This is a genomic window from Alcaligenes parafaecalis, assembly GCF_026344135.1.
GTDB lineage: Bacteria > Pseudomonadota > Gammaproteobacteria > Burkholderiales > Burkholderiaceae_B > Alcaligenes > Alcaligenes parafaecalis.
The window spans coordinates 51,921-73,846 of sequence record NZ_JAPKNA010000002.1; the positions used below are offsets into that span (position 1 = coordinate 51,921).

Sequence of the window (21,926 nt, forward strand, 5' to 3'; positions counted from 1 at the left end):
TTTGCCTGAATCCAGCCCTGAGATTCACCTTGATCTGACGGGGAGAAACTCGCCGGGGACCACTGCCATCGAACTGCCATAAATCTGTAACAGGGCTGAAAGAACACTTGTTTAACCTGAGCCTGTCGTGGTCTTTTTAAGGCAGGGCACTTCGGTGACTCTGGTTCTTTAAGTTGATGCCTTTTTCTGTCCGGCAGCCTGTGCTGCGGCCCATTGCGCTTATTGATGCTTTGTTCTTGTGCCCGGTGTCCAGCCGTGCCGCAAAGCGGGATGCCGGGTGTGGCTCGGTACTACCTTTGCCTGAATGCCTTGTAGGGGACGGAGCATGAACCAGACCCTGGTGACGGTGTTAAGCGGTTATGGAGGCAAAGCGCCTGCCGCCATTTTGGTGCAGGCATGTGGCTTGCGATTGCTGCTGGATGCGGGCGGGCCTTTGTACCCTGGGCAGGTGTGCGACTGGTATGAAGGGCTGGAGGTGGATGCCATTCTGGTGACGCACGACCATCAGGATCATATCGGCTCCTTGTCCAAGCTGCCGGAACACATTCCTATTTATGCCACGGCCTCTACCGCCCGCAGCTTGCCTGCCGGGCGCATCTGGCGCGAACTGCCTACACGGGGCACGACCTATATTGGCGATATTGCCGTGCGTACCGGCTTGTCCGGACACGCTTTAGGGGGTGTCTGGCTGCATCTGGATGTGGGCGGTGGACTGTTTTATAGCGGGGACTTTTCCTGCGAGTCCTTGCTGTTTCCCTTTGATTTGCCACCTCCAGCGTATTTGGCCTTGCTGGATGCGTCGTATGGCCTGTACGACCAGTCCCATCATGTGGCCTGGAGCATTCTGGAATCCTTGCTGGAGTCCCAAGCTGCTTTATTGCCGGTGCCTCCTTCGGGCCGAGCCGTAGAGATTGCGTTTTGGCGTCAGCAGCAAGGGTTTGAGGATTGGAGCATGGATGCCTCCTGCTACGAGAATCTGACCCGCATGATCAGCCAAAGCAGCGATTTGCTCTTGCCCGGTGTGCAGCAGGCGTTGCGTGAGTTGATGCCCCGAGCGGCAGTCTTTGATCCGCAGGCGCATTTGCTTCTGGCAGGCGAGCCAGATGGTTGTCAGGGCAAGGCAGGGGAGTTGATTCGGGAGCATCAGGCACGGGTTTCAGACCTGAATGCAGAGCCCGGCGAGCGTCTCTTGATTCATACCGGTTATGTCGCCCCGCACGCGCCGCGTGGCACCCATACTTTGTGCTGGAATGTACACCCGCGTCTGACGGATTTGCGCTGGTTGGTGGACATCGTGCAGCCGCGCTATTGCATGCCTTTGTTCACGCAAATGCATGATCTGCCGACCTGGCGCAATGTGATGGGGCCTGCCCTGAGCCTGGAAGGTCACTGGGAGCTGCCAGCGACCTCCGTGGGCGTGGTTTAGGCGGTGTAGCGTTCCAGCAAGGCCTCGCGTCGGGTGGGGCTGAGCTTCAAGACGTTCTGGAAGAAATTCTCCAGATTGCCGTGCGTCTCATCAATGGTCTTGAAGGCGGTTTCCAGAAACTCGGGCTGAACACCCCAGAGAATATTCAGCACTTCGTCACTGATGCCCCGGTTGTCGGGCAGATCAGGGCGGCGGAAGAATTGATTGGTGAGCAGATAGTCATGCATGACATCGTCAGGGTGCACCCCGGTAGCGCGGTGCAGCAAGGCCACGGCAAAACCGGTGCGATCCTTGCCTGCGGTGCAGTGCATGACTACGGGTGTATCCGCTTCCAGCAATTGATCAAAGACGCGCGCAAAGGTGGCGGCATGCCCGGTCACGAACTCGGTATAGGTCTTGTTCATGGTGCCATGCGCCGCTTCTACATCTATCTGACCTTTGGCCAGCATGTCCATAAAATCCGGAAGGACGGTAGGCTCGACGGTCAGCGCGTGGCTGGTCAAAAAGCTGTACTGGTAAGGCGAACGCTGGCGCTCGTGTGCGCCCCGAAAATCCAGCGACCGGGCAATGCCCAGTTCCTGCAAGGTGTCCAGGTCCTGGCTGCTCAAGTCCGCCAGGTGATCCGAGCGGTAGACACGGCCTTTACGAAAGGAGCCGGAGTCTGTGGCATAGCCGCCTATATCGCGGAAGTTGCTGGCCCCTTCTAAAGGGCAGGATACGGGGATAGGCAGCGGCGATACGGACACGGCAGACTCCTGTTGAAACGGTGAAAGTCTCATGTTAACGGTCTTGGGCGGGATCTGCATATGACAATGCGGTGACATGTGGGCAATACGTCTCGGACAAAACGAGGGTGAATGCAGGTACAGCCTCCTGTATCGTGAAAAAGCCATGTATATTCTTTGCTGGCATGGCCCAGGCAGACAGGTTGGCACACGGCGCTCAGGTCTTTGCATCCCAGCCTTCACAGGGTGTAAACAGACTTGCAGGTGGACGCTGACTTCTGATTGCTTGCACCGAACTAGACAAGAACAGGTGCTGCGCCTAGCCAGGGGGGGACAAGTCTGATGACGCATTCACGCCGCGCTTGCGTGCCCATGTGCTGCAAAAAGATCCCCGATATATTGGCTAAAGTAGGCCCAGGGTATAAGGTCAATGGTTGTTTGAATAGACCGTCGACCAGACCGGGCGGCCCACAACCGTAATTTTTCAAGGAACAAGCATGTTTGAGCATTTGCAGGCCTATGGTGGCGATCCGATTTTTCGTTTGAACGAGGCCTTTCACGCCGATCCGCGTGATCGCAAGGTCAACCTGACCATTGGTTTGTATTACGACGAGCAAGGCCGCCTGCCTTTGCTGGATGTGGCTCGCCGGGCTGAAGAACAATGGGCCTCCAAGGGCCAGCCACGTGGTTACCTGCCTATCGAAGGTCTGGCTTCCTACCGTAGCGCTGTGCAAAAACTGGTTTTTGGTGCGGACAGCAAAGTGCTGCAAGAAGGCCGTGTGGCCACTATCCAGACGCTGGGCGGTTCGGGTGCCTTGAAAGTGGGTGGCGACTTCCTGCACGATGCGTACCCCAACAGCGAAATGTGGATCAGCGACCCCGCCTGGGATAACCACCACTCCATTTTCCGTGGATCGGGCATTCCTACCCACACATACCGTTACTACGATCCGGCCACTCGCGGTCTGGATTTCACCGGCCTGATGGAAGACATTTCCGTCCTGCCAGAGCACAGCATTGTGCTGCTGCACCCCTGCTGTCATAACCCCACCGGGGCCGATCTGAGCGACGAGCAGTGGTTGCAACTGATTCCAGTGCTGCAAGAGCGCAAGCTGATTCCTTTCCTGGACATGGCTTACCAGGGTTTTGGCCGCAGCCTGGATGACGACGCCTTTGCTGTGCGTGCCATGGTGGATGCGGGCCTGACATTCTTGCTGGCCAACTCCTTCTCCAAGAACTTCTCCTACTACTCGGAGCGCTGCGGTGGCTTGTCGGTGGTGTGCAAGAGCGCAGATGAAGCCGACCGCGTGTTGGGTCAGTTGAAAGCAGTGGTGCGCCGCATTTACTCCAACCCGCCCTCGCACGGTGGTCAGGCCATTGCCACCATTCTGTCGGATGAGTCCTTGTTGGCCGAGTGGACGGCAGATGTGGAAGCCATGCGTCAACGTATCGCTGCCATGCGCAAGCGCGTGCACGATCGCTTGAAAGAACTGGCTCCCCAGTACGACAGCAGCTACTTCGTCAAACAGCAAGGCATGTTCTGCTACACCGGCCTGACGAAGGAGCAGATCCAGAAATTGCGTGACGATTTTGGTGTGTACGTTCTGGAGTCTGGCCGCATCAGCGTGCCTGGCCTGAACCAGTCCAACGTGGATTACTTCGCGGAGTCCTTGGCTGCTGTGGTGGCCTAAGACACTGAAGTCTTTCCAGCAGGATTAAAGAGCGTGTTTATGGCCCCTTCGGGGGCGGTAAACACGCTTTTTTGTTGATGCTGGAATGTATCCTCAGCTGCGTTGATCGGGTGCTAGCAAGCGCTGATACGTACTTGTCTGATCCAGGCGCTCGACTAGTCTTGCTCTCCTGGCTGGGTGCTTGGGCCTGAACTAAAAAGCGGAACGGTGTAGAGCTAAACCATCGAATAGCGGCGTGCTTACACGCCCAACGCACTCAATGGTTTAGTGCTTGGCCATGACCAGGCAAGCAGGTCCATCGGCAAGCTGGTCGTCTTTCGTCGTACGGCAGCATTGCTCAGGCCAATGCTTTCAGCAACAGTTCCTGATTAATCCGCTCCTGCTGCCGTGCCCGATTCAACAAGTAGCGATGAAAGTCCTGACTATGAGGCGACTCAAACGCGCCCGCCCGCCGTGTCAGCACATAGGGCCAGGGTAGTGGCAGGGAATAGGAGAAGGGCAGAACCAACTGCCCGCTGCGCACTTCCTTTTCTATCATCGAGCATTGCGCCAATACGAATCCCTGGCCTGCTATGGCCGACTCCAGCGCCATATGCGAGAGGGAAAACACGCGGAAGCGATCCAGCGGTGTGTCACCGATCTCTATATCCAGAGACTCAAACCAGTCCCGCCAGGACGGCGGCGAGGTAAAGCGCGGTTGCCAGTCCGACGACAGCAAGGGGTAGGCCAGCAGATCACGGGGATTCCGCAAGGCAGCATGTCCTTGCAATAATGCCGGGCTGCAAGCGGGCACGACCCTGTCCGTATACAGCTCGGTAAAACTGCGGGAGCGGGCGGCGGCCTGGCCGTAGGTAATCCGAAAGTCGATTTGCTCCGCTTCCAGATCCGGCTCGGCATGACTGCCTTTCAGGTGCAAGGTCAGCTCGGGGTCGTATTGCTCTTGCCACTGAAACGCCAGCGGGGCCATCCAGGTTTTAAGCATGGAGGGCAGGGCGCTGATCGATAACAGGCTGGTGTTGCGCGAGCGCTCCATTTCCTGCTGCCCTTCACGTAATAGCTCAAAGGCTTGCGTGCAAATCTCGTGAAAGCGCACCCCTGCCGCTGTCAGCCGCAGACGCTTGCCCTCTTTGTAGGTCAGACGACACCCCAGCGTCTCTTCCAGCAGGCGTAATTGCTGGCTGATGGCGCCAGGCGTAATTTTCAGACGACGTGCAGCTTCTTGCAGGCTTTGGCTGTGGCCCAGCGTTTCAAAGACCTGCAGGGCGCGTAGCGGAGGCAAGGTATCCATGATGGGCAGACCCCGTCTAAAAAAATGGTTTAACTTTAGAAATTCTAAACGATATGGATAGTAGGCTGAGTTTGATTGAGACTATCATGGCAGGAAATTGCGCATGAATGGCCCTGTTGCCATCGTGCACCATATATAGCGTTGGGGGTAAATCATGTTTGTACGCAATGCCTGGTATGTAGGCGCATTGGCTACGAAGCTCGGTCGCAGCTTGCAGCCTGTGCGTATGCTTAGCGAAAACCTGGTGATGTATCGTCGTGAAGACGGCCAGCCTGTCGCCCTGGAAGATTCCTGTCCGCACCGTCGTCTGCCTTTGTCCAAAGGGCGCTTGATTGGCGACCAGGTGGAGTGCGGTTACCACGGTCTGACCTTTGATTGCAGCGGCTCCTGTACCAAAGCGCCAGGTGTGGCGCAGATCCCCAAAAGTGCCGTTGTGCGTAGCTATCCCTGTACGGAGCGTTATGGCCTGGTCTGGGTGTGGATGGGCGATCCCGAACTGGCCGACACCGCCAAGCTGATTGACATCCCCGAGTGGAATAATCCTGACTGGGGCGTGAACCGTGGTGATGCCATGGAACTGGATTGCAGCTACTTGTATGTGACCGACAATCTGCTGGACCCCTCGCACGTGTCCTGGGTGCACCAAAGCTCCTTTGGTAGCCCTGACATTATTGGCTTGCCTTTGACCGTGAAGGTAGAAGATAACGGCGTGACTGTCTCGCGCTGGTCCAAAAATGTGGAAGTCGCGCCGTTTTACAAGCAGTTCGTGCAATTTGAAGGTAATTGCGACCGTAAACAGCAATACGAAGTGCGTTTTCCTTCGCTGGCGGTGATCAAGGCCATCTTCTTGCCCGCCGGTGCAGCGACAGAGGAGCCCAGCGAGTACCACAAGGATGTTTTCCTGATGGACTCGTATAACTTCCTCACGCCTATCGATGAAGAGCACACCCGCTACTTCTGGTTCCAGTTGCGTAATTTCAGCCCGGATGACGAGGCTGTTTCCAAGATTTTCAACGAAGACGTGCGTCATGCCTTCCTGGAAGATAAGGTGGTCCTGGAAGAAGTGCATAAGGCACTGAAAGAACGTCCTGCTGCCCTGGACCTGCCGCTGGATTCCGGCCCCTTGCGCTTCCGTCGCAAGATCAGCCAAATGATCCAGGCCGAGCAGGCTGTTGCCAGCGAGACTGCAACGGCTTGAGCGTAATGAGCACGACTGCATCACCTGTGGGCACAGACAGCACGGCCAGCCGCCGTTTACGGGACTATCGTGTACTGGAAAAACAGCGCGAAAGCGAGGTGATTACTTCGTTTGTGCTGGAGCCGGTGGACGGTGATATCCCGCTGTATCAGCCGGGCCAGTATCTGGTGTTTCGCCTGACGATTGATGGGCAAACGGTGCTGCGCAACTACAGTGTGTCGGGTGATCCAGACAGCACGAATCGGCTGCGCATCTCCGTCAAACACGAGAAAGCCCCGGTGGGGTTAGGCGTGGCGGATGGGGTGGCTTCTTCCTACCTGCATGAACAGGTGCAGCCTGGCGCTGTGCTCAGCGCTGCCGGGCCTATGGGCGAGTTCGTGCTGGATGAGAGCAGCCAGCGGCCTGTGGTGCTGCTCAGTGGTGGCGTGGGCCAGACACCGTTGCTGGCCATGCTGCATCGCTTGCTTAAACGCAGTCAGCGTAAGGTGTATGTGATCCATGCCTGTGATAACAGCACAGTGCATGCTTTTGCCGATGAGCTGCGCGAATTGGCCGCTTTGCGTTCGGGGGTGCAGATTTACTTCTGCTATCGCAATCCCAATGAGCACGACCTGCAAGCTGGTTTGCATCACGTCTCAGGACTGATTACGCGGGAGCAATTGCAAAGCTGGCTCCCGCTGGATGATTACGAGTTTTACCTGTGTGGACCCAGTGCGTTCATGCAGAGCAATTACGGTGTGTTGCGTAGTTTGGGTGTGGTGCGCGAGCGTATTCACTACGAGTTTTTTGGCCCGGCAACGGTGCTGGAAAACACCTTGGCGGATGAGGGCGTGTCCAGCATGACTCAGGCCGACGCACAGCCTGCTGCTATCAGCAGTGCTGCGGCGGCTACACCAGAACAGGCTACGTCTGCAGAAGCAGAAGCAGCAGCAGCAGCAGCGGTTGCAGGTAATGCTGCCCAGACGGTGACCTTTCTGCCCGATGGCCGTCAGGCTCAATGGCATGAGGACTGCCCGTCCTTGTTGGACTTGGCTGAAGAAACCGGCTTGAGCCCGGACTTCAACTGCCGTGCGGGCCTGTGCAATACCTGTATGTGCACGCTGGTGTCGGGCGAGGTCGACTATTTTGAAGAGCCTCTGGACCCGGTGCCAGAAGGCAAAGTCTTGTTGTGTTGTTCCCGTCCCCTTGGGCCGGTAGCGGTGGAACTGGCTTAAACGATTTACTTGCTTGTTGAGGTTTGCTCCGTCCTTTGGGACGGGGCTTTTTTTATGGTTTTTTGCCTGAGCTTGCTAGAGCTGCGCTTGTTCGCTGATCCAATCAGCGAAGGCACGAACCTCTGTTCTTTGCCGTGTATCCGGCAAGCTCACCAGATAGTACGCAAAGCGGGCAGGCCAGGGCTTGTCCAGCACTTGTACCAGGCGTCCTGCCGCGATTTCATCCTGTGCATATTCCTGCGGTATCAAAGCCAGCCCCAGGCCAGCAATTGCGCCACGAATCAGCAAATAGTCGTCCTCGAATGCCGTACCTCGATCAGCGCGTGCGTCGTCCGCCACTTCATGAGCAGACAACCAGAGCGACCAATCCGCCCGATCTGCATCTTGCAGTAGCGGCCATTCCAGACAATCCGCTGGCTCCTGAATAGCGGGCTTGCCCGCCAACAGACCGGGGCTGGCAACGGGCAGCAAGACAGGTGCCATTAAGGGCTCGGCCTGCAAACCCGGATACACCCCCAAGCCGTGACGAATGGCGATATCTACCTTGTCGCGGCGCAGGTCCACCAGTGTCGGGGATGCTTCCACGCGGATTTCAATATCGGGGTGTCGGTTCTTGAAGTCGGCCAGTCTAGGAATCAGCCAGGAAGCGGCAAAGGAGGGCACGGTGCTAATCGTCAGCGCTTTGCGCTGCTTGGTGGCATCCAGGGTATGCAGGGCATTTTCGATCTGATCGAAGGCGCTTAGCAGTTCCGGGTAGGCCTGTGCACCGGCTTCGCTCAGGCTCATTTTGTGATGACTGCGTATAAACAGCGTCACCCCCAAACGATCTTCCAATTGCCGAATCTGCTGGCTGACAGCGCCGGAGGTGACGCCCAGTGCCTGGGCGGCAAGCTTGATGCTGCCGTGTCGCCCGACCTCGGTAAACGCACGCAGGGCCAGCAAAGGGAAGATAGGGTTCATGGTTTAGTTTTTCTAAATCTATAAGACAGATTTAATCGTTTTTCTTCGCCAGGTAGAGGCAGGAAAATAGGTTTCTGACTAGTTTTTAAGTTTAGCTTATCTATATCCAAAAGAAGAGTGAATTTCAAGTTTGGGAGCCACACCATGATTGACCTGTACACCGACAGTTCGCCTAACGGCTTCAAGGCGACCATCGCCCTGGAGGAGATGGCGCTGCCGTATCGTCTGCACCATGTTCGTATCGAAGCCAAGGAGCATAAACAGCCGGAGTTTCTGGCCCTGAATCCGCATGGCCGTATCCCTGTGATCAAGGATGATGAAGCGGGTATTGTCCTGTTTGAGTCCGCTGCTATCTTGCTGTATCTGGCAGAAAAAACAGGTCAATTGCTCTCAAAAGAGCCTGCGCAGCGCTGGGAAACCATCAAGTGGCTGCAATTTCATTCGTCCAGCGTGGGGCCGATTTTAGGTCAGCGTGTGCATTTCGAGCTGTTTGCCCAAGACAAGATTCCGCCTGCAATTGAGCGTTATCGCGGCCTGGTGGATGACGTGTTTACCGTGCTGGATACGCACTTGGCGACGCGACCTTATCTGGCGGGGCAGGATTACTCCATTGCTGATATCGCCCACTTTGGCTGGACACATATTGCGCGAATCATCGACTTTGATTTCAGCCAATACCGACACATGAGCGATTGGCATGAGCGTGTGGCGCAACGTCCCGCCGTTCGTAAAGGTATCACCTTGCCCGAACCGGCTACTGGCGCTTAAGGAGCACACCATGACGATTCAAGCATCCCCCATTCAAGGTGCGTCCTTCCCCGCTTTTGCCGCTCACCCAGGCTATCGCCGCATGTTTGCCCCCAACCGTTTGACGGTGGGTATCTTTTTACCGCTGCGCTTTTATCAGGGCGATATGAGCGTGCTGGCCGGGCAGTCCGAGCTGGTAGAGGCCATAGACCGCCATGACTTTGCAGCGGTCTGGGTACGTGATGTGCCTTTGTACGACCCCAGCTTTGGCGATGCGGGGCAGGTTTTCGACCCCTTTAGCTATCTGGCTTTTCTGGCGGCTCGAACCAAGCGTGTGGCTTTGGCGACGGGCAGCACAATTTTCTCTTTGCGCCATCCCATTGATCTGGCGAAATCGGCTTTCACCATTGATCAGTTGTCAGGCGGTCGCCTGGTGTTGGGCATTGCGTCCGGGGACAGACCGGTAGAGTTTCCCGCCTATGGGGTGGAGCGAGCCCGAAGGGGAGAGCGCTTTGCCCAGGCCGTCAGCTATTTCCGTCAGTTAATGCAGCCGGGTCAATTGAATATCGATTCTCCGCTAGGCCGTTTTGATACGGCAGAGCTGCTACCCAAACCCGTACATGGCTCTATTCCCTTGATTGTCACCAGCTCTTCGGGGCAATCGCCCCAATGGATTGCGGAACAGGCTGATGGCTGGCTGACCTACCCGGAGGCCACCCATACGCCGCTGGGCCCACAGCGACTGGCCGCGAAAATCCAGGCGTGGCGTTCCCGGATTCCTGATGGCGGTTTCCGCCCGCACATGACTAACGAGTGGCTGGATCTGGTGGACGACCCCGATTATCCGCGCACACCGTTGCGTGGAGGTTTTACACTGCGTACCGGGCGCAAGGGCCTGATCACTTTGCTGGAACAATGGCAGGCAGCAGGAGTGAATCATGCGGCATTGGGTATCCAGTTTGCGGAGCGGCCTGCGGCGGAAGTCATCCAGGAGCTGGCTGAATATGTGCTGCCGCATTTTGCCTCGCATCAGGAGCCGCCCGTTCTTGCAACATCGTGGTAGTGAAAGGAGAGCAAAAGCGTGAATAGCCATGCGGAAAAGTCAGTCGCCGAGGGTATCGAAATCCGGGATCTGCAGCCTCAGGATCGGGGCGAGTGGGAGTTGCTTTATCGGCAGTATGCCGAGTTTTACAGAGAGCCCATGAATGAGGAGATCCTGGGCCGCACCTGGTCCTGGCTGATGGATGCGCAGCATCCCCTGCAAGGTAAAGTCGCGACGGTGAATGGAAAGCTGTTCGGTCTGGCGCACTACCGTCCTTTTCCGGAGCCTTTGCTGGGCAAGGACGCCGGTTTTCTGGATGATCTGTTTGTGTCTCCTGAACAGCGTGGTGGCGGGCTGGGCCGTCGTCTGATTCAGGCCGTCGCTGTGGCCGGTCAAGCGCAGGGTTGGCCTTTTCTGCGCTGGATCACGGCGGCTGATAATGCCCAGGCGCGGCATCTTTACGACGGCATGGCCCAGGCAACGGCGTGGGTGACGTATGACTTGAGTTTGAGCTAGCTGATTCAATGTCCGTAATAACCGTCCTTAAGTGCTCTTGGGACCGATATTACGGACATTTGAACTCTTGCCTGTTTTGCGGTCCACCGCAGTTCGCACATGAGATTATGTGCAATCAGTGTTGATAGGTGAGGCCAGTGAAGGGAAGGTTTATCGCAAATTTTCCCTTTTTCTTGATGGCTATCCCTTGCCTTCGTTTGCTGCCTTCAGCAGACCCAAACCAATCAAGACCACACTGCTCATGAACAGAGCAAAAACCACCAGAGGCCAGGCGGTATCCCCGTCAAGCAAGGTGACCGCTAAGGTGCCGACCACGCTGACGATCAGGCTTTCCACGCAGAAGTAGATAGCAACCGCTGAACCGGCGACATCATTGAACTCGGCCAGGGCGCCGTTGGCGGTAACGGATACCGTCATCACAATGCCGATGGCAGCCAGCCACATGGGTACGATAAAGCTGGCAAAGGACGGCTCAAACCAGAGCTGGCCTGCTGCCAGCAACAGGGCGGCAAGGGCGATGACAGCCATGCCTCGTGCCAGGCTCCCCGCAATCCCCCAGCGAGCCACAAAGGTTTTGGACAGGCGAGTGCTCGCAATCATCACCAAGGCGACGCTGGCAAAGGCCAGGCTGAAGCGCATTTCTGAATAGCCTGCCTGCCCGATCAGGACACGGGGCGCGGTGGAGAAATAGACAAAAAATGTCCCCATCCCGGTGGAAAAACCCAAGGTATAGACCCAGAATGCCCGGCTTTTGAATACCGCCAGTGCGGACTGCGGGGAGTGGACTGTTTTGACGGGCAAGGTTTCATGCCATCGGAAGAGCGCATGGAACCAGGCTAGCAAACCCAAGCCTGCCAGAGTCAGGAAGATGGCTTGCCATCCACCTAGCTGAGCAATCAAGGCGCCAGCAATAGGCCCCAAGGCGGGAACAAAGGCCAGGATGGAACTGAAGATGCTGTAGATCACCACGCCTTCGGGGCGATCAGCATAGACATCACGTACGGTGGCAAACAAGGCCACGATGGTAGCCGATGCCCCCAGTGCCTGCAGCAGGCGGAACCCCACGAACACCCAGGCAGAACTGGACAGGGCGGCGGCGGCGGAGGCCAGCACAAACAGCGCGGCACCCCAAAGTAAAACAGGGCGTCTGCCAATGCGATCAGACAGGGGGCCAAAGATCAGTTGCCCAGCGCCCAAGACCAGCATGTACAGGCTAAGGGTGAGCTGGATGATGGCCGGAGTTGTACCCAACAGGTCGGGCATGACGGGTACGACAGGCAGATAAATATCCATCCCCAAGGAGGCGAGGATGTCGAACGGCGCCATCAGCAGCAAGGCGGCTGGCAGCGTATAAGCCCAGGAAGAGCGTGAGGAAGACATAACAAAATTACCACTCGAAAAAAGAGATCGGGCGGCGTCTGTTTGTTAGCAATCAGCGGGATTGGAAGTACAGAACGCCGCAACAAGAAAAATGCTTGTTGCGGCCTACTCAGTTGCTGATTCAGTGCTCGTCATGAAGACGGCTCCTCACATCAATACGTTGAAGGTTTGTCGACATTCGTGCTTGGCGCTTTGGCTGGCGCGAGGCTGCTCGATGTTGGCGTGCAGCAAGGAAGTCGCGCGACAAAGGCTCATTATAGGGCGATGTTTTCCAGGGTTTCCAAGCATCTGTGTGGTGACAGGTGTTGGTTTTTTGCATTTACATCGCTTTGGCGATGCGCGCCATTGTCTCGCTGGCACCACTTGTCTTGTTCTTTTTGACGCGGATGGCAGCCGCCTTCAACAAGCGTTGGAATTGTGGGCATTGCGTGTGGTTGGTGGCCGGGCAGTGGGCCGCATGACGCAGGCCTTCGCTCATGGCACTCAGGCGTTTGATGGTGGCGTCAATTTGATCGGCCTTGGACAGCAGCAATTGTCTGTCTACCTGTGGGGCTCCGTCGGGAGGCAGCATGGCGCGTATTTCTTCCAGCGACAGTCCGCCCGCCTGACCTAATGCAATCAGGGCCAGTTGATCCAGCACTTGCGGGGTGAAACGTCGCCGTTCTCCGGGGGCGCTGACCGCGCGGATCAAGCCTTCTTTCTCGTAATAACGCACGGTGGAGGAGGGCAAGCCAGTCTGTTTGGCGACTTCTGAAATATCCATCTTGCACCTATTGACTTGAAGTTGACTTCAACTTCTATGATTGCTCAAAACGATGTTCTTATCAACGGAAAGGATTACCAATGTTATCGATGAATGAGTGGGTACACGTGATTCTGATCGGGGTCGGGGCAACCATTTTTATGGATATCTGGGGGCTGATTCAAAAGGCGATGGGTGTTGCCACGTTGAACTACGCCATGGTGGGCCGCTGGGCCGGGCACTTGCTGCGCGGTCAGATTGCGCACAGCAATATCGGCAAGGCGGCACCGATTGCGGGGGAATCTCCGCTGGGCTGGTTTATTCACTACGCCGTGGGTATCGCTTTCGCCTTCTTGCTGATCGCGGTGTACGGAACAGCGTGGCTGCAAGATCCCCGTTGGCTGCCTGCTGTTCTTGTGGGCACAGTCACAGTAGTCATGCCCTTTTTTGTGATGCAGCCCGCGATGGGTGCAGGTGTTGCTGCTTCGCGCACTCCTGCGCCCTGGACGAACCGTTTGCGCAGTTTGCTGACGCACGCCATTTTTGGTTTGGGTATGTACCTTAGCGCTTTGCTGCTCCAGCAAGTGGCTTAGGGCGATGTAATTTGCTGGGACACCTTTCATGAGTAGTCTTAAAACCACCGGGACCATTCCGTCTGCGGTTTATCTGCTGGCCCTGAGTCTGTTTGCCATGGGCAGTGCAGAGTTTTTGATGGGCGGTATCTTGCCCATGATTGCAGAGGATCTGCGTATCTCCCTGCCCACCGCAGGCACCCTGATTTCCGCCTTTGCGGTGGGTGCGCTGATTGGTGGGCCACTCTTTGCGATTCTGGCTTTGCGCTGGCCTAGCCGTATTGCCTTGTTCCTCAGCCAGGTAGCTTTTATTGTGGCTACCGTGGTCAGTTTGCTGGCACAGGGCTATTGGTCGATTTTGCTGGCCCGCTTTGGCATGGGTGTGGCGTATGCCTGCTTCTGGTCAGTGGCCGCAGCCACGGCCGTGCAGTTGTCGCCTCCTGATCGTCGCGCCAAGGCCTTGTCCATTGTGGTCAGTGGCCTGACGGTAGCGATGGTGTTTGGTGGCCCGGCCGGGACATACATCAGTGAGCTGACCGGCTGGCGTGGGGGCTTCTGGGCGGTGATCGTGGTAACTGTGATTTCAGCCGCAGCGGTGTTGTTAGCCTTGCCCAAGCACACGTCCGGCGATGCACAAACCCCTGATCTGGCTACGGAGCTGCGTGCCATGAAGCGCCCTGTTTTGTGGGTGGCGTACGGCACAACCATGTTCACGACGGCCGCGTATATGGGCACGTTTGGCTATATCGCCGCCTTGCTGATGGATGTCAGTGGTTTGAACTCTGAATGGTTGCCCGCTGTGCTGATTCTGTTTGGTGTGGGTGCCTTTATCGGTTTGACGATTGGAGGGCGCACGGCAGATCGCCAGCCTTTGGGCACCTTGGTGGCGGGGATTGTTGGCTTGATCGCCAGTTCTGTGATGATTGCCTTGTTTGCGGCCTCCTGGTGGGTAACAGTGGCGATGGTGTGCATGCTGGGGCTGGCGGGCTTCCTGTTGAATCCGGCGGTGTGGGGTCGAGTTTATGCATTGGCTCCCGAGGCACCCATGTTGGCAGGAGCCACCAATGCGTCGGCCTTTCAGGCTGGTTTGACGCTGGCACCTTTGCTGGCTGGTATTCCGATCAGCCTGGGCTACAACCTGGCCTCGGTTGCCTGGGTGGGTGTCATCATTGCGCTGATCTCGCTGGGGCTGGCTTTTCTGGATGCAAAACTAAGCCGTCGCCCGGTCCGGGCTTGATTGGTAGATAGTGTTCCCGCCCATGCCAGCTTGGGTACTTGAAACCCTTCTGTAGCAGCACAGCGCCGCTGTGTCTGTTTACCGGGGTCATGAATAGAGTCAGGAGTAAAGCAATGAACAGAATCGGGGTCTATATGGAGCAATGGCTGATACGTCGGGCTACCCAACACGATGTGGCGGCCGTGCTCGCCCTGTTTGATGAAGCCATTGCCTGGTTTGGGGAAATAGAGAATCAGGGGCAATGGGGTACAGAAGCCTGGTCGAATCAGCCGCATCAGATTGCACGGATCAGCGAAGCGTGTGCTTTGCCCGGGGCCTGGGTGGCAGAAGATCAGGCAGGCCGTGTGCAGGGTGCCTTGATTCTGGGCGAGGCCATGCCCTATGTGCCCCCCGCAAACGAGCCAGAGGTCTATGTGCGTGTCCTGATCAGCTCTCGTGATCTACAGGCTCGCGGTTTAGGCCGCAGTTTGCTGGATTTTGCCGAAGGCCAGGCGCGTCGTGCGGGCGTACAGCAGTTGCGTGTGGACTGCTATGGCGGCGGCACCGGTGCTTTAGTGCGTTTTTATGAATCGTGTGGCTATGAGCGTCTGGCCACTTTTCAGGTAGAAGACTGGCCCGGTCAATTGCTGGGACGCCGTCTGCCTGTCTGATGATCGTGCTGGGCTGGCATGACACCGCCACTGTCCATCGCAGCCGATACCGTTCTTACTTTTTTGGAGTCTTCATTCATGCTCAAGACACTTAATAACGACAATTTTGATGCCGAGCTGGGCCAGGCATCCCATGTGTATGCCGTGCGCTTCTGGGCGCAATGGTGTGGCCCTTGCCGCGTGATGGCCCCGATCTTTACTGCTCTGTCCGAAGACATGCAGGATCAGGCCCAGTTTGGTGAGGTGGATCTGGACAAGTCGCCTGATTTGGCGACGCGCTATGGCGTCCAGAGTATCCCTACGGTTTTGCTGTTCAAGGACGGCATGGTGATTGATCGCTTGGTTGGCGCAGTTCCCAAACAGAATTTGGCGAACTTTGTCAGTCAGCACACCGTTTGAGCCACTAAGGATCTGCTGCGCTGCTGGCAATGGGGTGTCAGTGGGGTAGCAGATCCGGCTCTCCTGTTACAAGACAGGTGGGGGCGGCCGTTTAGCCGGTACCAACAGGCTGAATGAGCCGCCTTCTGTTTCTTAATCGTGATGCTGGGGGTGTCAGATGACTGTCCTTTCAAAAGCCGCTTTTCTTGATCCTTATTTTGCCCGTATCGGCTATCAGGGGCCGGTGGAGCCGACCTTGGAGGTCTTGCAGCAACTGCACCTGCTGCACCCACAAGCCATCCCCTTTGAAAATATTGCCCCTTATATGGGCGATAGCGTGCCGCTGGATCTGGAGGCCATTGTCGACAAGCTGATCCTGCGTCAACGTGGCGGCTATTGCTTTGAGCACAACACCTTGTTTCTGGCGGTGTTGCAGCACATGGGCTTTACCGTCACCCCGCTGATTGCCCGCGTACGCTGGCAAGTGCCTGCCGAGGTGGAAACCGGCTTGACCCATATGCTGTTGCGTGTGGATCTGGGTGGCCGAAGCTGGTTTGTGGATGTGGCCTTTGGCTCCACGACCCAAACTGCGCCTTTGGAGTTTGTGCTGGATACACCACAAACAACGCCGCATGGCGTGTACAGGATTACGCAGACGGGCGAGGAACTGAGCCTGCAGTTTGAAACCCGTAGCGGGTGGCAGACGGTGTATCACTACACCTTGGCTCCGGCATCACAGATCGATTTTGAAATCGGGAATTGGTATACCTCGACCTATCCGCAGTCGGTCTTTCTCAATAGCTTGTTGATCAGTCGTATCCAGCCGGGCGTGCGCGAGCTGATGGTCAATGACACGTATACGCGGCGGGACAATGCGGGGCTTTCTGAGCGACATCAATACACGGATGCCGCAGCGTGGGCAGCGTGTTTGCAGACGCGATTGGGCCTGCAATTAAGCCCTGAAGAAGCGGCGGATCTGTTCCAGTGCGTCAGCCAGCCTCAAACGGCTGCTGCTGAACTGACAGGGGGTTAAGGCTGTCGGCCGGTTTGCTGAACGCGGCTGGGCGTCGCCCCGTTTAAGCCTTCAGCACGGTACTGTGCATGCAGTCAATAAAGGCGCGCAGCTTGGGTGACAGGTTGCGGCTGGCAGGCCAGACAATCCACAGTGGCACGGTATTGTGGGTGTCGTCATCCAGAATGGTTTGTAGCTGTCCGCTGCTTAAATGCTCTCCAACCGTGAAATCGGGCAGGCATGCAATGCCCTGGCCTTGCAAGGCTAAATGCACTCGCATTTCCACACTGTTGCAGACCAGGGTTCGAGGTAGATCCGGCATGTCCTGCGTATCAGCCAGCGGCCATTGCTCCAGCCGTCCAGTGTTCGGAAAACGGTAGTGCAGGCAGGCGTGGTGTTGCAGATCCTTGGCCTGCAGGGGGCGGCCATGGGCTTGCAAGTAGTCGGGCGAGGCAGCCAGGACACGGCTGAACGTCCCCAGACGACGGCGCATCAGGCCGGAGTCACGCAAGGCGCTGGCGCGAATGGCGGCGTCAAAGCCTTCGCCAATCACATCGACCAGGCGGTCTGAAAAGTCCAAGTCCAGTTCCACGGCAGGGTAACGCTGCATGAAAAGGGTAATGGCCTGCTGAAACAGGCCGCTGTAGCGCGGCAGGCTGATACGCAAGGTGCCGCGTGGCATCTGGCTGGCCTGGGACATCTCCAGTTCCGCTGCTTCAATTTCACTCAGAATGCGGCGGCAGCGTTCCAGAAAGATTTTGCCATCGGCAGTCAGGGCCAGAGTGCGGGTGCTGCGGTGAAACAGGCGCACTTTCAGGCGCTCTTCCAGGCGGGCGATGGCTTTGCCGACGGTAGAGGGGGAAAGGCCGGATTCGCGGGCCACGGCCGAGAAGCTCAGGCGTTCGGCGACTCGTACAAACAAGCCGATATTGCTTAGATTTTCCATCATGGTGCCGACCTATTTAAGAATTTATTTCCTAAGTATTAATAACTGTAGTGTATTTTTCTTTGTGACGGTGGCGCTTAAGCTCTTGAAATCGACCGCTCATCAGGCGGGTATTTCATTCTGTGCTCACCTCTGTCGGGCATCAGTGCTTTAGTAGCCAACGAGAACCATGTTTTCCCATTTTTCCTTGCCGACCCTGCGTCGGCTGCAGTTATTGTCTGCCTGTTTAACGGCTTTATTGATCCCTCTGTGCTTTACCGGACCGGCGGTGGTGCTGTCGTCCATTAGCGCGCAATTAGGGGGTAGCGCCGCGCAACTGAGCTGGATCATGAACGCCTACATTCTGAGTTATGGCGGAGCCATGATGGTGTCGGGCAGCCTGACTGATATTTACGGGCAGCGCCGCATCTGGCTCTTGGGCCTGGCGTGGTTTTGCGTCTTCACCCTGGCCATTCCTTTGATGCCGTCCGTATTCTGGATTGATATCCTGCGCTTGCTGCAAGGTCTGGGCGGTGCCGCGGCCTTTGCGGCTGCCATGTCTTCCCTGGCCCCCTTGTTTGAAGGGCGTGCCCGTGCGCGTGCCTTCAGCTTGCTTGGCACGTCGTTTGGCCTGGGCCTGTCTTTCGGCCCCTGGTTCTTTGGCTGGATTGTGGAGGCGCTTGAATGGCAAGGCGTGTTCTATGCCACCGGGGCCTTGGGTGTTGTGGGTTTGTTGCTGGTTTTTATCAGCACCTCGCCAAGTCAGGGCGGTTCGCAAGGCGCCTTGGATTGGCCAGGTGCCATCAGCTTCACGCTGGCTCTGGGCCTGTTTACCTACGGCATGTTGCTGATCCCGGAGCGGGGCTGGTCTGATACTTGGGTGCTGGCGGCATTAGTGGCGGCGGTCTTGGCGTTTGCGAGCTTCATCGGCATAGAGCATCGTGTGGCCCAGCCCATGATTGATTTAAGTTTTTTCCGCGATCCAGGCTTTGTCGGTGTACAGGCCTTGGCCGCTGCTCCGGCTTTCTTGTTCATCGTGCTGATTGTGATTTTGCCGGGTCGTTTTATTGGTATTGATGGCTATGGGGCCTTGCAGGCCGGGCAGATGATGGTGTGGCTGGCCGCACCCTTGTTGGTGGTGCCATTTCTGGCGGCCTTGCTGACGCGCTGGTTGACGGCAGGCACCTTATCCAGCGTGGGTTTGCTTCTGGTGGCGGCTGGTCTGTGGTCTCTGGCGCAGGGCTTTGAAGCAGGGGGCGGCCAGGCCTTGCATTGGCCCTTGCTGCTGATCGGTATCGGGATTGGTTTGCCTTGGGGCTTGATGGATGGGATGGCGGTCAGTGTAGTCAGCCCGGATCGAGTCGGCATGGCGACGGGTATTTTTAATACGGTGCGGATTTCTGCAGATGGCGTGGCGATTGCCGTGGTCAGTGTGTTGTTGGCAACCTTGATCCAGCAGCGCATAAGCGTGGATGCGAGCCTGTTCACGCAAGAGGCGGTATTGGAAGCCGCAGGCCGGGCTGCTTTGGGTGAATTACAATTGGCTGCCCAGCAATTGCCGGGGCTGGAGGCGCAATTGGCCAAGAGCTATGCCGCTTCATTCTTGACGGTTCTACACGCATTGGCGGTGCTGGCCGCCTTGATTGCAGGCCTGCTTTTCCTCTTGTTAAGACAGCCCAAGCGCGCCTTGCAGACCGCTTGAGTCAGCCAGGTCTGAAGAGGCCTTGATCTCAAAGGTGAACAGCCCCAAAAGTCTGGACAGGAATCCAGTTTTGGGGCTGTTCTACACCCAGAGCGGCGGCGTGGGTGTGGGTTCAAGGCCTGCGTTCAAGCCTGTTGTTTGGGCAAGGCCAGCCATTCCTGGGCAGTAATGCGGCTGATGTGTTCAGTCCGATAGTCTTGCAGGAACTGGTTGTACTTGTTTTCCTCGGTGTGATGATGGCGAAAGCCACACTTGGTCTGCGCAATCTGGGATTGAGCATTGTTGGCAAAGTAACCGCACCACAGCGCTTTCAGCTTGATGGTTTCAAAAGCGTGTCGCATCACCTCGCGTACGGCTTCGGGAATCAAGCCCTGGCCCCAGTACGGGACGCCAATCCAGTAGGCAATTTCGCCTTCTTCCTCGCTGATCTCGAAGTTGCTGTTTTTGCCGATCAGGATGCCAATGCAGCCTACTGCCCGGCCATTGTCCTTATGCACGACGGCGTAGACTTCGGGCATATTGAAAACTGTGCGGATAATCTCGGCACTTTCCTCAACACTGGTATGGCTGGGCCAACCAGCAATCGGGCCCACACGCTCGTCCTTGGCGTATTCATATAAATCCTCGGCGTCGCTGTCCTGCCAAGGGCGTAAAATCAGTCTTTCTGTTTGAAGTTTCATTTTCTGTACTCACAATTAAGTAGGAAACAGAATAGAACCTGGCAGGGTCAGGGAACAGAGCAGTACCTTGGTAGTTTCGGTACTTTTGGAAAGTCCGGCTTATTTCTGCGGGGTGGCGGAGGCCATACAGAGCATGCATCACATTCCACAATTATTCAGCGCTAAAGAGGGGCTGCTAACTGGCGAGACAACGCTGGCCGAAGGCGTGGGGATGCCCCTGTCTTTTGGCCATGCCTATATGACCTTGATGATTTGCGTCTCGGGCCGTGCGCTGCTCAGCCTGAATTTCAAGGACCAGATTGTGCAGCGTGATGATGTGCTGGTGCTGGCGGAAGATACGATTGCGCTGCTGAAACGGCGATCCCGTGGTTTCAAGGTGTTTTTCTTGTTGATGCCCAAGGAGTTTGCGGCTGAAGTGGCTTATCAGTTGCCCAATCCCTTGTTTGTGTTCTTGCATGACCATCCCTTGTGTACACCACCGCAGAAAGACAAGGCCTTGCTGGCTGCTTGGCTTGTGCAGATGCGCGAGATTGTGCGCGTTCGCACGCTGTATCAGCCCATCATGCTGCGCAATCAGTTGCAGAACTTCTTTTTGAGGATTGCCGAGCAGATTCCGACGGAATATCAGGGTAGCCAGCAGTTCAGCCGCAAGGAGATGATCAGTTGGCGGTTCTGGGAATTGATTGGTCAGCAGTGCAGGGAGCATCGCGATGTGAAGTTCTATGCAGATGCGCTCAACATCACACCTTTTTATCTGTCGCAACTGAGCAAAGAGTTGTTTAACGACAGCCCTAAAGCCTTGATCGACAGACAGGTGATCCTGGAGATCAAAGCGCTGCTTTCCTACAGCCAGTTGGCAATCGGGCAGATTGCCGATCAGCTTAATTTTGAAGATCCGTCTTATCTGTGCCGCTACTTCAAGCGTCATACCGGACTGTCGCTGACTCGCTATCGCAAGAGCGAGCAGGCAGAGGGTGGGCCGGATTAAGAAGGGTCAGGTCGGGTTCAGATCGCCGTTAAGGCGTGGGCTGCCATCGTGGCGACTTGTAGCGCAATAGTGGGGTCCGACTCATCCTCAAAATGCCAGGTGGCCGATAGGCCGCACCAGGCCAGAACCCATTGCAGTAGCCTGCGTCTGTCTAGCTGGGCGTGCTGCGCAACGGTGTTCACCCGCGCCAGGAATCGATCTGCATGGATAGCTGTTTGCGCATCCGGGTTGCAGAGCAGATTGGCGTAGTCAAAAGTACGTTCCCCGATCAAGCCTTTAGGGTCGATTGCCAGCCAGCCGCGAGGCCCAAAATCCAGAATATTGTGATGATGAATATCGCCGTGCAGGCAAACTCTATCGCGGGGCTCAGCCAGCAGTTCCCGCATTGTCTGGCGGGCGCCAGGCAAGATAGGGTGCAGGCGAATATCGACCTGATTGAGCGGTTGAAACCAGTCTTGCAGCGGGGTCAGCGTGTGGGGAGGGGGACGATGTGTGTGCGTGTTCTCTTGTGTGGACGACGCTTGATGCAATTGGGCGACGACATTGCAAATAATGCGGCTGGCTTGCTCATCCTGACCCGCATGGCATAAGGCCGCCAGACTGCGCGTCCCGGTAGCGCGTTCCATCAATAAGGCATGGTGTGCGCGGGCCAGTACCTTGGCGGCACTCTGGCCTTGCCACCATTCCAGCAGATCGTAGCCCTGGATTTCTTCGGGTGAGGTAGAGACCTTCAACATGGCCGCCTGACCACGCCATTGCACCGGAAGCAAGACTGCATTGCCGGTTTCAATGGAGGGGCCGTCAGGCAAGAGGTTCCAGTCTTGCAAATAGGAGTCTGGGTTTGGATGCATGG

22 protein-coding genes are annotated in these 21,926 nt (G+C 56.6%); 14 read left to right on the plus strand and 8 right to left on the minus strand.

Annotated features, from left to right (window positions below):
- Positions 1–325 precede the first annotated feature (325 nt).
- Positions 326–1,426 carry an MBL fold metallo-hydrolase gene (locus tag OSH09_RS07190; RefSeq protein ID WP_207872579.1) on the plus strand — a complete coding sequence of 367 codons (1,101 nt, stop codon included), beginning with the start codon at positions 326–328 and terminating at the stop codon, positions 1,424–1,426.
- Here OSH09_RS07190 and OSH09_RS07195 read toward each other — a convergent pair.
- Positions 1,423–2,172, minus strand: a complete 750-nt coding sequence (locus tag OSH09_RS07195) for a tyrosine-protein phosphatase (RefSeq protein ID WP_266120579.1) — start codon at positions 2,170–2,172, stop codon at positions 1,423–1,425. The two genes, OSH09_RS07190 and OSH09_RS07195, sit on opposite strands and share 4 nt — an antisense overlap.
- Positions 2,173–2,648: 476 nt before the next feature.
- On the opposite strand from OSH09_RS07195, the gene OSH09_RS07200 reads away from it, so the two are divergent.
- Complete coding sequence (locus OSH09_RS07200; protein WP_207872577.1) at positions 2,649–3,842, plus strand: amino acid aminotransferase; 1,194 nt, start codon at positions 2,649–2,651, stop codon at positions 3,840–3,842.
- A 337-nt stretch (positions 3,843–4,179) separates the two neighbouring features.
- Here OSH09_RS07200 and OSH09_RS07205 read toward each other — a convergent pair whose 3' ends face one another.
- Positions 4,180–5,130, minus strand: coding sequence for a LysR substrate-binding domain-containing protein (locus OSH09_RS07205; RefSeq protein WP_266120580.1), 951 nt, complete (start codon positions 5,128–5,130; stop codon positions 4,180–4,182).
- A 154-nt stretch (positions 5,131–5,284) separates the two neighbouring features.
- Here OSH09_RS07205 and OSH09_RS07210 point away from each other — a divergent pair, with 154 nt between their 5' ends.
- Complete coding sequence (locus OSH09_RS07210) at positions 5,285–6,328, plus strand: aromatic ring-hydroxylating dioxygenase subunit alpha (RefSeq protein ID WP_266120581.1); 1,044 nt, start codon at positions 5,285–5,287, stop codon at positions 6,326–6,328.
- Positions 6,329–6,333: 5 nt separating this feature from the next.
- Positions 6,334–7,542 carry an FAD-binding oxidoreductase gene (locus OSH09_RS07215; protein WP_266120582.1) on the plus strand — a complete coding sequence of 403 codons (1,209 nt, stop codon included), beginning with the start codon at positions 6,334–6,336 and terminating at the stop codon, positions 7,540–7,542.
- Between the two features lie 75 nt (positions 7,543–7,617).
- Here OSH09_RS07215 and gcvA read toward each other — a convergent pair whose 3' ends face one another.
- Positions 7,618–8,502, minus strand: a complete 885-nt coding sequence (gene gcvA, locus OSH09_RS07220; protein WP_266120583.1) for a transcriptional regulator GcvA — start codon at positions 8,500–8,502, stop codon at positions 7,618–7,620.
- Between the two features lie 144 nt (positions 8,503–8,646).
- Here gcvA and OSH09_RS07225 point away from each other — a divergent pair, with 144 nt between their 5' ends.
- Genes OSH09_RS07225 through OSH09_RS07235 form a run of 3 tightly spaced genes read left to right on the plus strand, consistent with a single transcriptional unit; the run spans position 8,647 to position 10,807 of the window.
- Positions 8,647–9,270 carry a glutathione S-transferase family protein gene (locus tag OSH09_RS07225; protein WP_266120584.1) on the plus strand — a complete coding sequence of 208 codons (624 nt, stop codon included), beginning with the start codon at positions 8,647–8,649 and terminating at the stop codon, positions 9,268–9,270.
- Positions 9,271–9,280: 10 nt separating this feature from the next.
- Positions 9,281–10,312: an LLM class oxidoreductase gene (locus OSH09_RS07230; RefSeq protein WP_266120585.1), complete on the plus strand. Its 1,032-nt coding sequence runs from the start codon at positions 9,281–9,283 to the stop codon at positions 10,310–10,312.
- Positions 10,313–10,330: 18 nt separating this feature from the next.
- Complete coding sequence (locus OSH09_RS07235; RefSeq protein ID WP_266120586.1) at positions 10,331–10,807, plus strand: GNAT family N-acetyltransferase; 477 nt, start codon at positions 10,331–10,333, stop codon at positions 10,805–10,807.
- Between the two features lie 180 nt (positions 10,808–10,987).
- Here the strand turns inward: OSH09_RS07235 and cml are convergent, their stop codons facing one another.
- Positions 10,988–12,187 (minus strand): CmlA/FloR family chloramphenicol efflux MFS transporter, encoded by a 1,200-nt coding sequence (gene cml / locus OSH09_RS07240; protein WP_266120587.1) that lies wholly within the window; start codon positions 12,185–12,187, stop codon positions 10,988–10,990.
- Between the two features lie 319 nt (positions 12,188–12,506).
- Positions 12,507–12,950 (minus strand): helix-turn-helix domain-containing protein, encoded by a 444-nt coding sequence (locus OSH09_RS07245; protein WP_266120588.1) that lies wholly within the window; start codon positions 12,948–12,950, stop codon positions 12,507–12,509.
- Positions 12,951–13,030: 80 nt separating this feature from the next.
- Between OSH09_RS07245 and OSH09_RS07250 the strand changes: the two genes are divergently transcribed.
- The 5 genes from OSH09_RS07250 to OSH09_RS07270 all read left to right on the plus strand — a co-directional run bounded on the left by OSH09_RS07250 (position 13,031) and on the right by OSH09_RS07270 (position 16,799).
- On the plus strand, positions 13,031–13,522 hold the full coding sequence (locus OSH09_RS07250) for a DUF2938 domain-containing protein (protein ID WP_266120589.1): 492 nt from the start codon (positions 13,031–13,033) through the stop codon (positions 13,520–13,522).
- Between the two features lie 28 nt (positions 13,523–13,550).
- Complete coding sequence (locus OSH09_RS07255) at positions 13,551–14,738, plus strand: MFS transporter (protein ID WP_266120590.1); 1,188 nt, start codon at positions 13,551–13,553, stop codon at positions 14,736–14,738.
- Positions 14,739–14,851: 113 nt separating this feature from the next.
- The gene (locus tag OSH09_RS07260; RefSeq protein ID WP_266120591.1) at positions 14,852–15,388 is read left to right on the plus strand and encodes a GNAT family N-acetyltransferase; all 537 of its coding nucleotides are present in this window, start codon (positions 14,852–14,854) and stop codon (positions 15,386–15,388) included.
- Between the two features lie 78 nt (positions 15,389–15,466).
- Complete coding sequence (gene trxA / locus OSH09_RS07265) at positions 15,467–15,787, plus strand: thioredoxin (RefSeq protein WP_207872565.1); 321 nt, start codon at positions 15,467–15,469, stop codon at positions 15,785–15,787.
- A gap of 157 nt (positions 15,788–15,944) precedes the next feature.
- Positions 15,945–16,799, plus strand: a complete 855-nt coding sequence (locus OSH09_RS07270; RefSeq protein WP_266120592.1) for an arylamine N-acetyltransferase family protein — start codon at positions 15,945–15,947, stop codon at positions 16,797–16,799.
- A gap of 43 nt (positions 16,800–16,842) precedes the next feature.
- Here OSH09_RS07270 and OSH09_RS07275 read toward each other — a convergent pair whose 3' ends face one another.
- Positions 16,843–17,724, minus strand: coding sequence for a LysR family transcriptional regulator (locus OSH09_RS07275; protein WP_266120951.1), 882 nt, complete (start codon positions 17,722–17,724; stop codon positions 16,843–16,845).
- A 169-nt stretch (positions 17,725–17,893) separates the two neighbouring features.
- Between OSH09_RS07275 and OSH09_RS07280 the strand changes: the two genes are divergently transcribed.
- Positions 17,894–19,405, plus strand: coding sequence for an MFS transporter (locus tag OSH09_RS07280; RefSeq protein ID WP_266120593.1), 1,512 nt, complete (start codon positions 17,894–17,896; stop codon positions 19,403–19,405).
- Between the two features lie 125 nt (positions 19,406–19,530).
- Here OSH09_RS07280 and OSH09_RS07285 read toward each other — a convergent pair whose 3' ends face one another.
- Positions 19,531–20,085: a GNAT family N-acetyltransferase gene (locus OSH09_RS07285; RefSeq protein WP_207872562.1), complete on the minus strand. Its 555-nt coding sequence runs from the start codon at positions 20,083–20,085 to the stop codon at positions 19,531–19,533.
- 133 nt (positions 20,086–20,218) lie between these two features.
- Here OSH09_RS07285 and OSH09_RS07290 point away from each other — a divergent pair, with 133 nt between their 5' ends.
- A complete protein-coding gene (locus tag OSH09_RS07290) occupies positions 20,219–21,073 on the plus strand; it encodes a helix-turn-helix domain-containing protein (RefSeq protein ID WP_266120594.1) in 855 nt (284 codons plus the stop codon).
- Positions 21,074–21,090: 17 nt separating this feature from the next.
- On the opposite strand, the gene OSH09_RS07295 is transcribed toward OSH09_RS07290, so the two are convergent.
- Positions 21,091–21,924, minus strand: a complete 834-nt coding sequence (locus OSH09_RS07295; protein ID WP_266120595.1) for an aminoglycoside phosphotransferase family protein — start codon at positions 21,922–21,924, stop codon at positions 21,091–21,093.
- Between the last annotated feature and the right edge of the window lie 2 nt (positions 21,925–21,926).

Excerpts from the sequence above, each read along its gene's own strand:
- OSH09_RS07190 (WP_207872579.1), top strand. The coding sequence starts at position 326 with ATGAACCAGACCCTGGTGACGGTGTTAAGCGGTTATGGAGGCAAAGCG.
- OSH09_RS07200 (WP_207872577.1), top strand. The coding sequence starts at position 2,649 with ATGTTTGAGCATTTGCAGGCCTATGGTGGCGATCCGATTTTTCGTTTG.
- OSH09_RS07205 (WP_266120580.1), bottom strand. The coding sequence starts at position 5,130 with ATGGATACCTTGCCTCCGCTACGCGCCCTGCAGGTCTTTGAAACGCTG.
- OSH09_RS07210 (WP_266120581.1), top strand. The coding sequence starts at position 5,285 with ATGTTTGTACGCAATGCCTGGTATGTAGGCGCATTGGCTACGAAGCTC.
- OSH09_RS07215 (WP_266120582.1), top strand. The coding sequence starts at position 6,334 with ATGAGCACGACTGCATCACCTGTGGGCACAGACAGCACGGCCAGCCGC.
- gcvA (WP_266120583.1), bottom strand. The coding sequence starts at position 8,502 with ATGAACCCTATCTTCCCTTTGCTGGCCCTGCGTGCGTTTACCGAGGTC.
- OSH09_RS07225 (WP_266120584.1), top strand. The coding sequence starts at position 8,647 with ATGATTGACCTGTACACCGACAGTTCGCCTAACGGCTTCAAGGCGACC.
- OSH09_RS07230 (WP_266120585.1), top strand. The coding sequence starts at position 9,281 with ATGACGATTCAAGCATCCCCCATTCAAGGTGCGTCCTTCCCCGCTTTT.
- cml (WP_266120587.1), bottom strand. The coding sequence starts at position 12,187 with ATGTCTTCCTCACGCTCTTCCTGGGCTTATACGCTGCCAGCCGCCTTG.
- OSH09_RS07245 (WP_266120588.1), bottom strand. The coding sequence starts at position 12,950 with ATGGATATTTCAGAAGTCGCCAAACAGACTGGCTTGCCCTCCTCCACC.
- OSH09_RS07250 (WP_266120589.1), top strand. The coding sequence starts at position 13,031 with ATGTTATCGATGAATGAGTGGGTACACGTGATTCTGATCGGGGTCGGG.
- OSH09_RS07255 (WP_266120590.1), top strand. The coding sequence starts at position 13,551 with ATGAGTAGTCTTAAAACCACCGGGACCATTCCGTCTGCGGTTTATCTG.
- OSH09_RS07260 (WP_266120591.1), top strand. The coding sequence starts at position 14,852 with ATGAACAGAATCGGGGTCTATATGGAGCAATGGCTGATACGTCGGGCT.
- trxA (WP_207872565.1), top strand. The coding sequence starts at position 15,467 with ATGCTCAAGACACTTAATAACGACAATTTTGATGCCGAGCTGGGCCAG.
- OSH09_RS07270 (WP_266120592.1), top strand. The coding sequence starts at position 15,945 with ATGACTGTCCTTTCAAAAGCCGCTTTTCTTGATCCTTATTTTGCCCGT.
- OSH09_RS07275 (WP_266120951.1), bottom strand. The coding sequence starts at position 17,724 with ATGGAAAATCTAAGCAATATCGGCTTGTTTGTACGAGTCGCCGAACGC.
- OSH09_RS07280 (WP_266120593.1), top strand. The coding sequence starts at position 17,894 with ATGTTTTCCCATTTTTCCTTGCCGACCCTGCGTCGGCTGCAGTTATTG.
- OSH09_RS07285 (WP_207872562.1), bottom strand. The coding sequence starts at position 20,085 with ATGAAACTTCAAACAGAAAGACTGATTTTACGCCCTTGGCAGGACAGC.
- OSH09_RS07290 (WP_266120594.1), top strand. The coding sequence starts at position 20,219 with ATGCATCACATTCCACAATTATTCAGCGCTAAAGAGGGGCTGCTAACT.
- OSH09_RS07295 (WP_266120595.1), bottom strand. The coding sequence starts at position 21,924 with ATGCATCCAAACCCAGACTCCTATTTGCAAGACTGGAACCTCTTGCCT.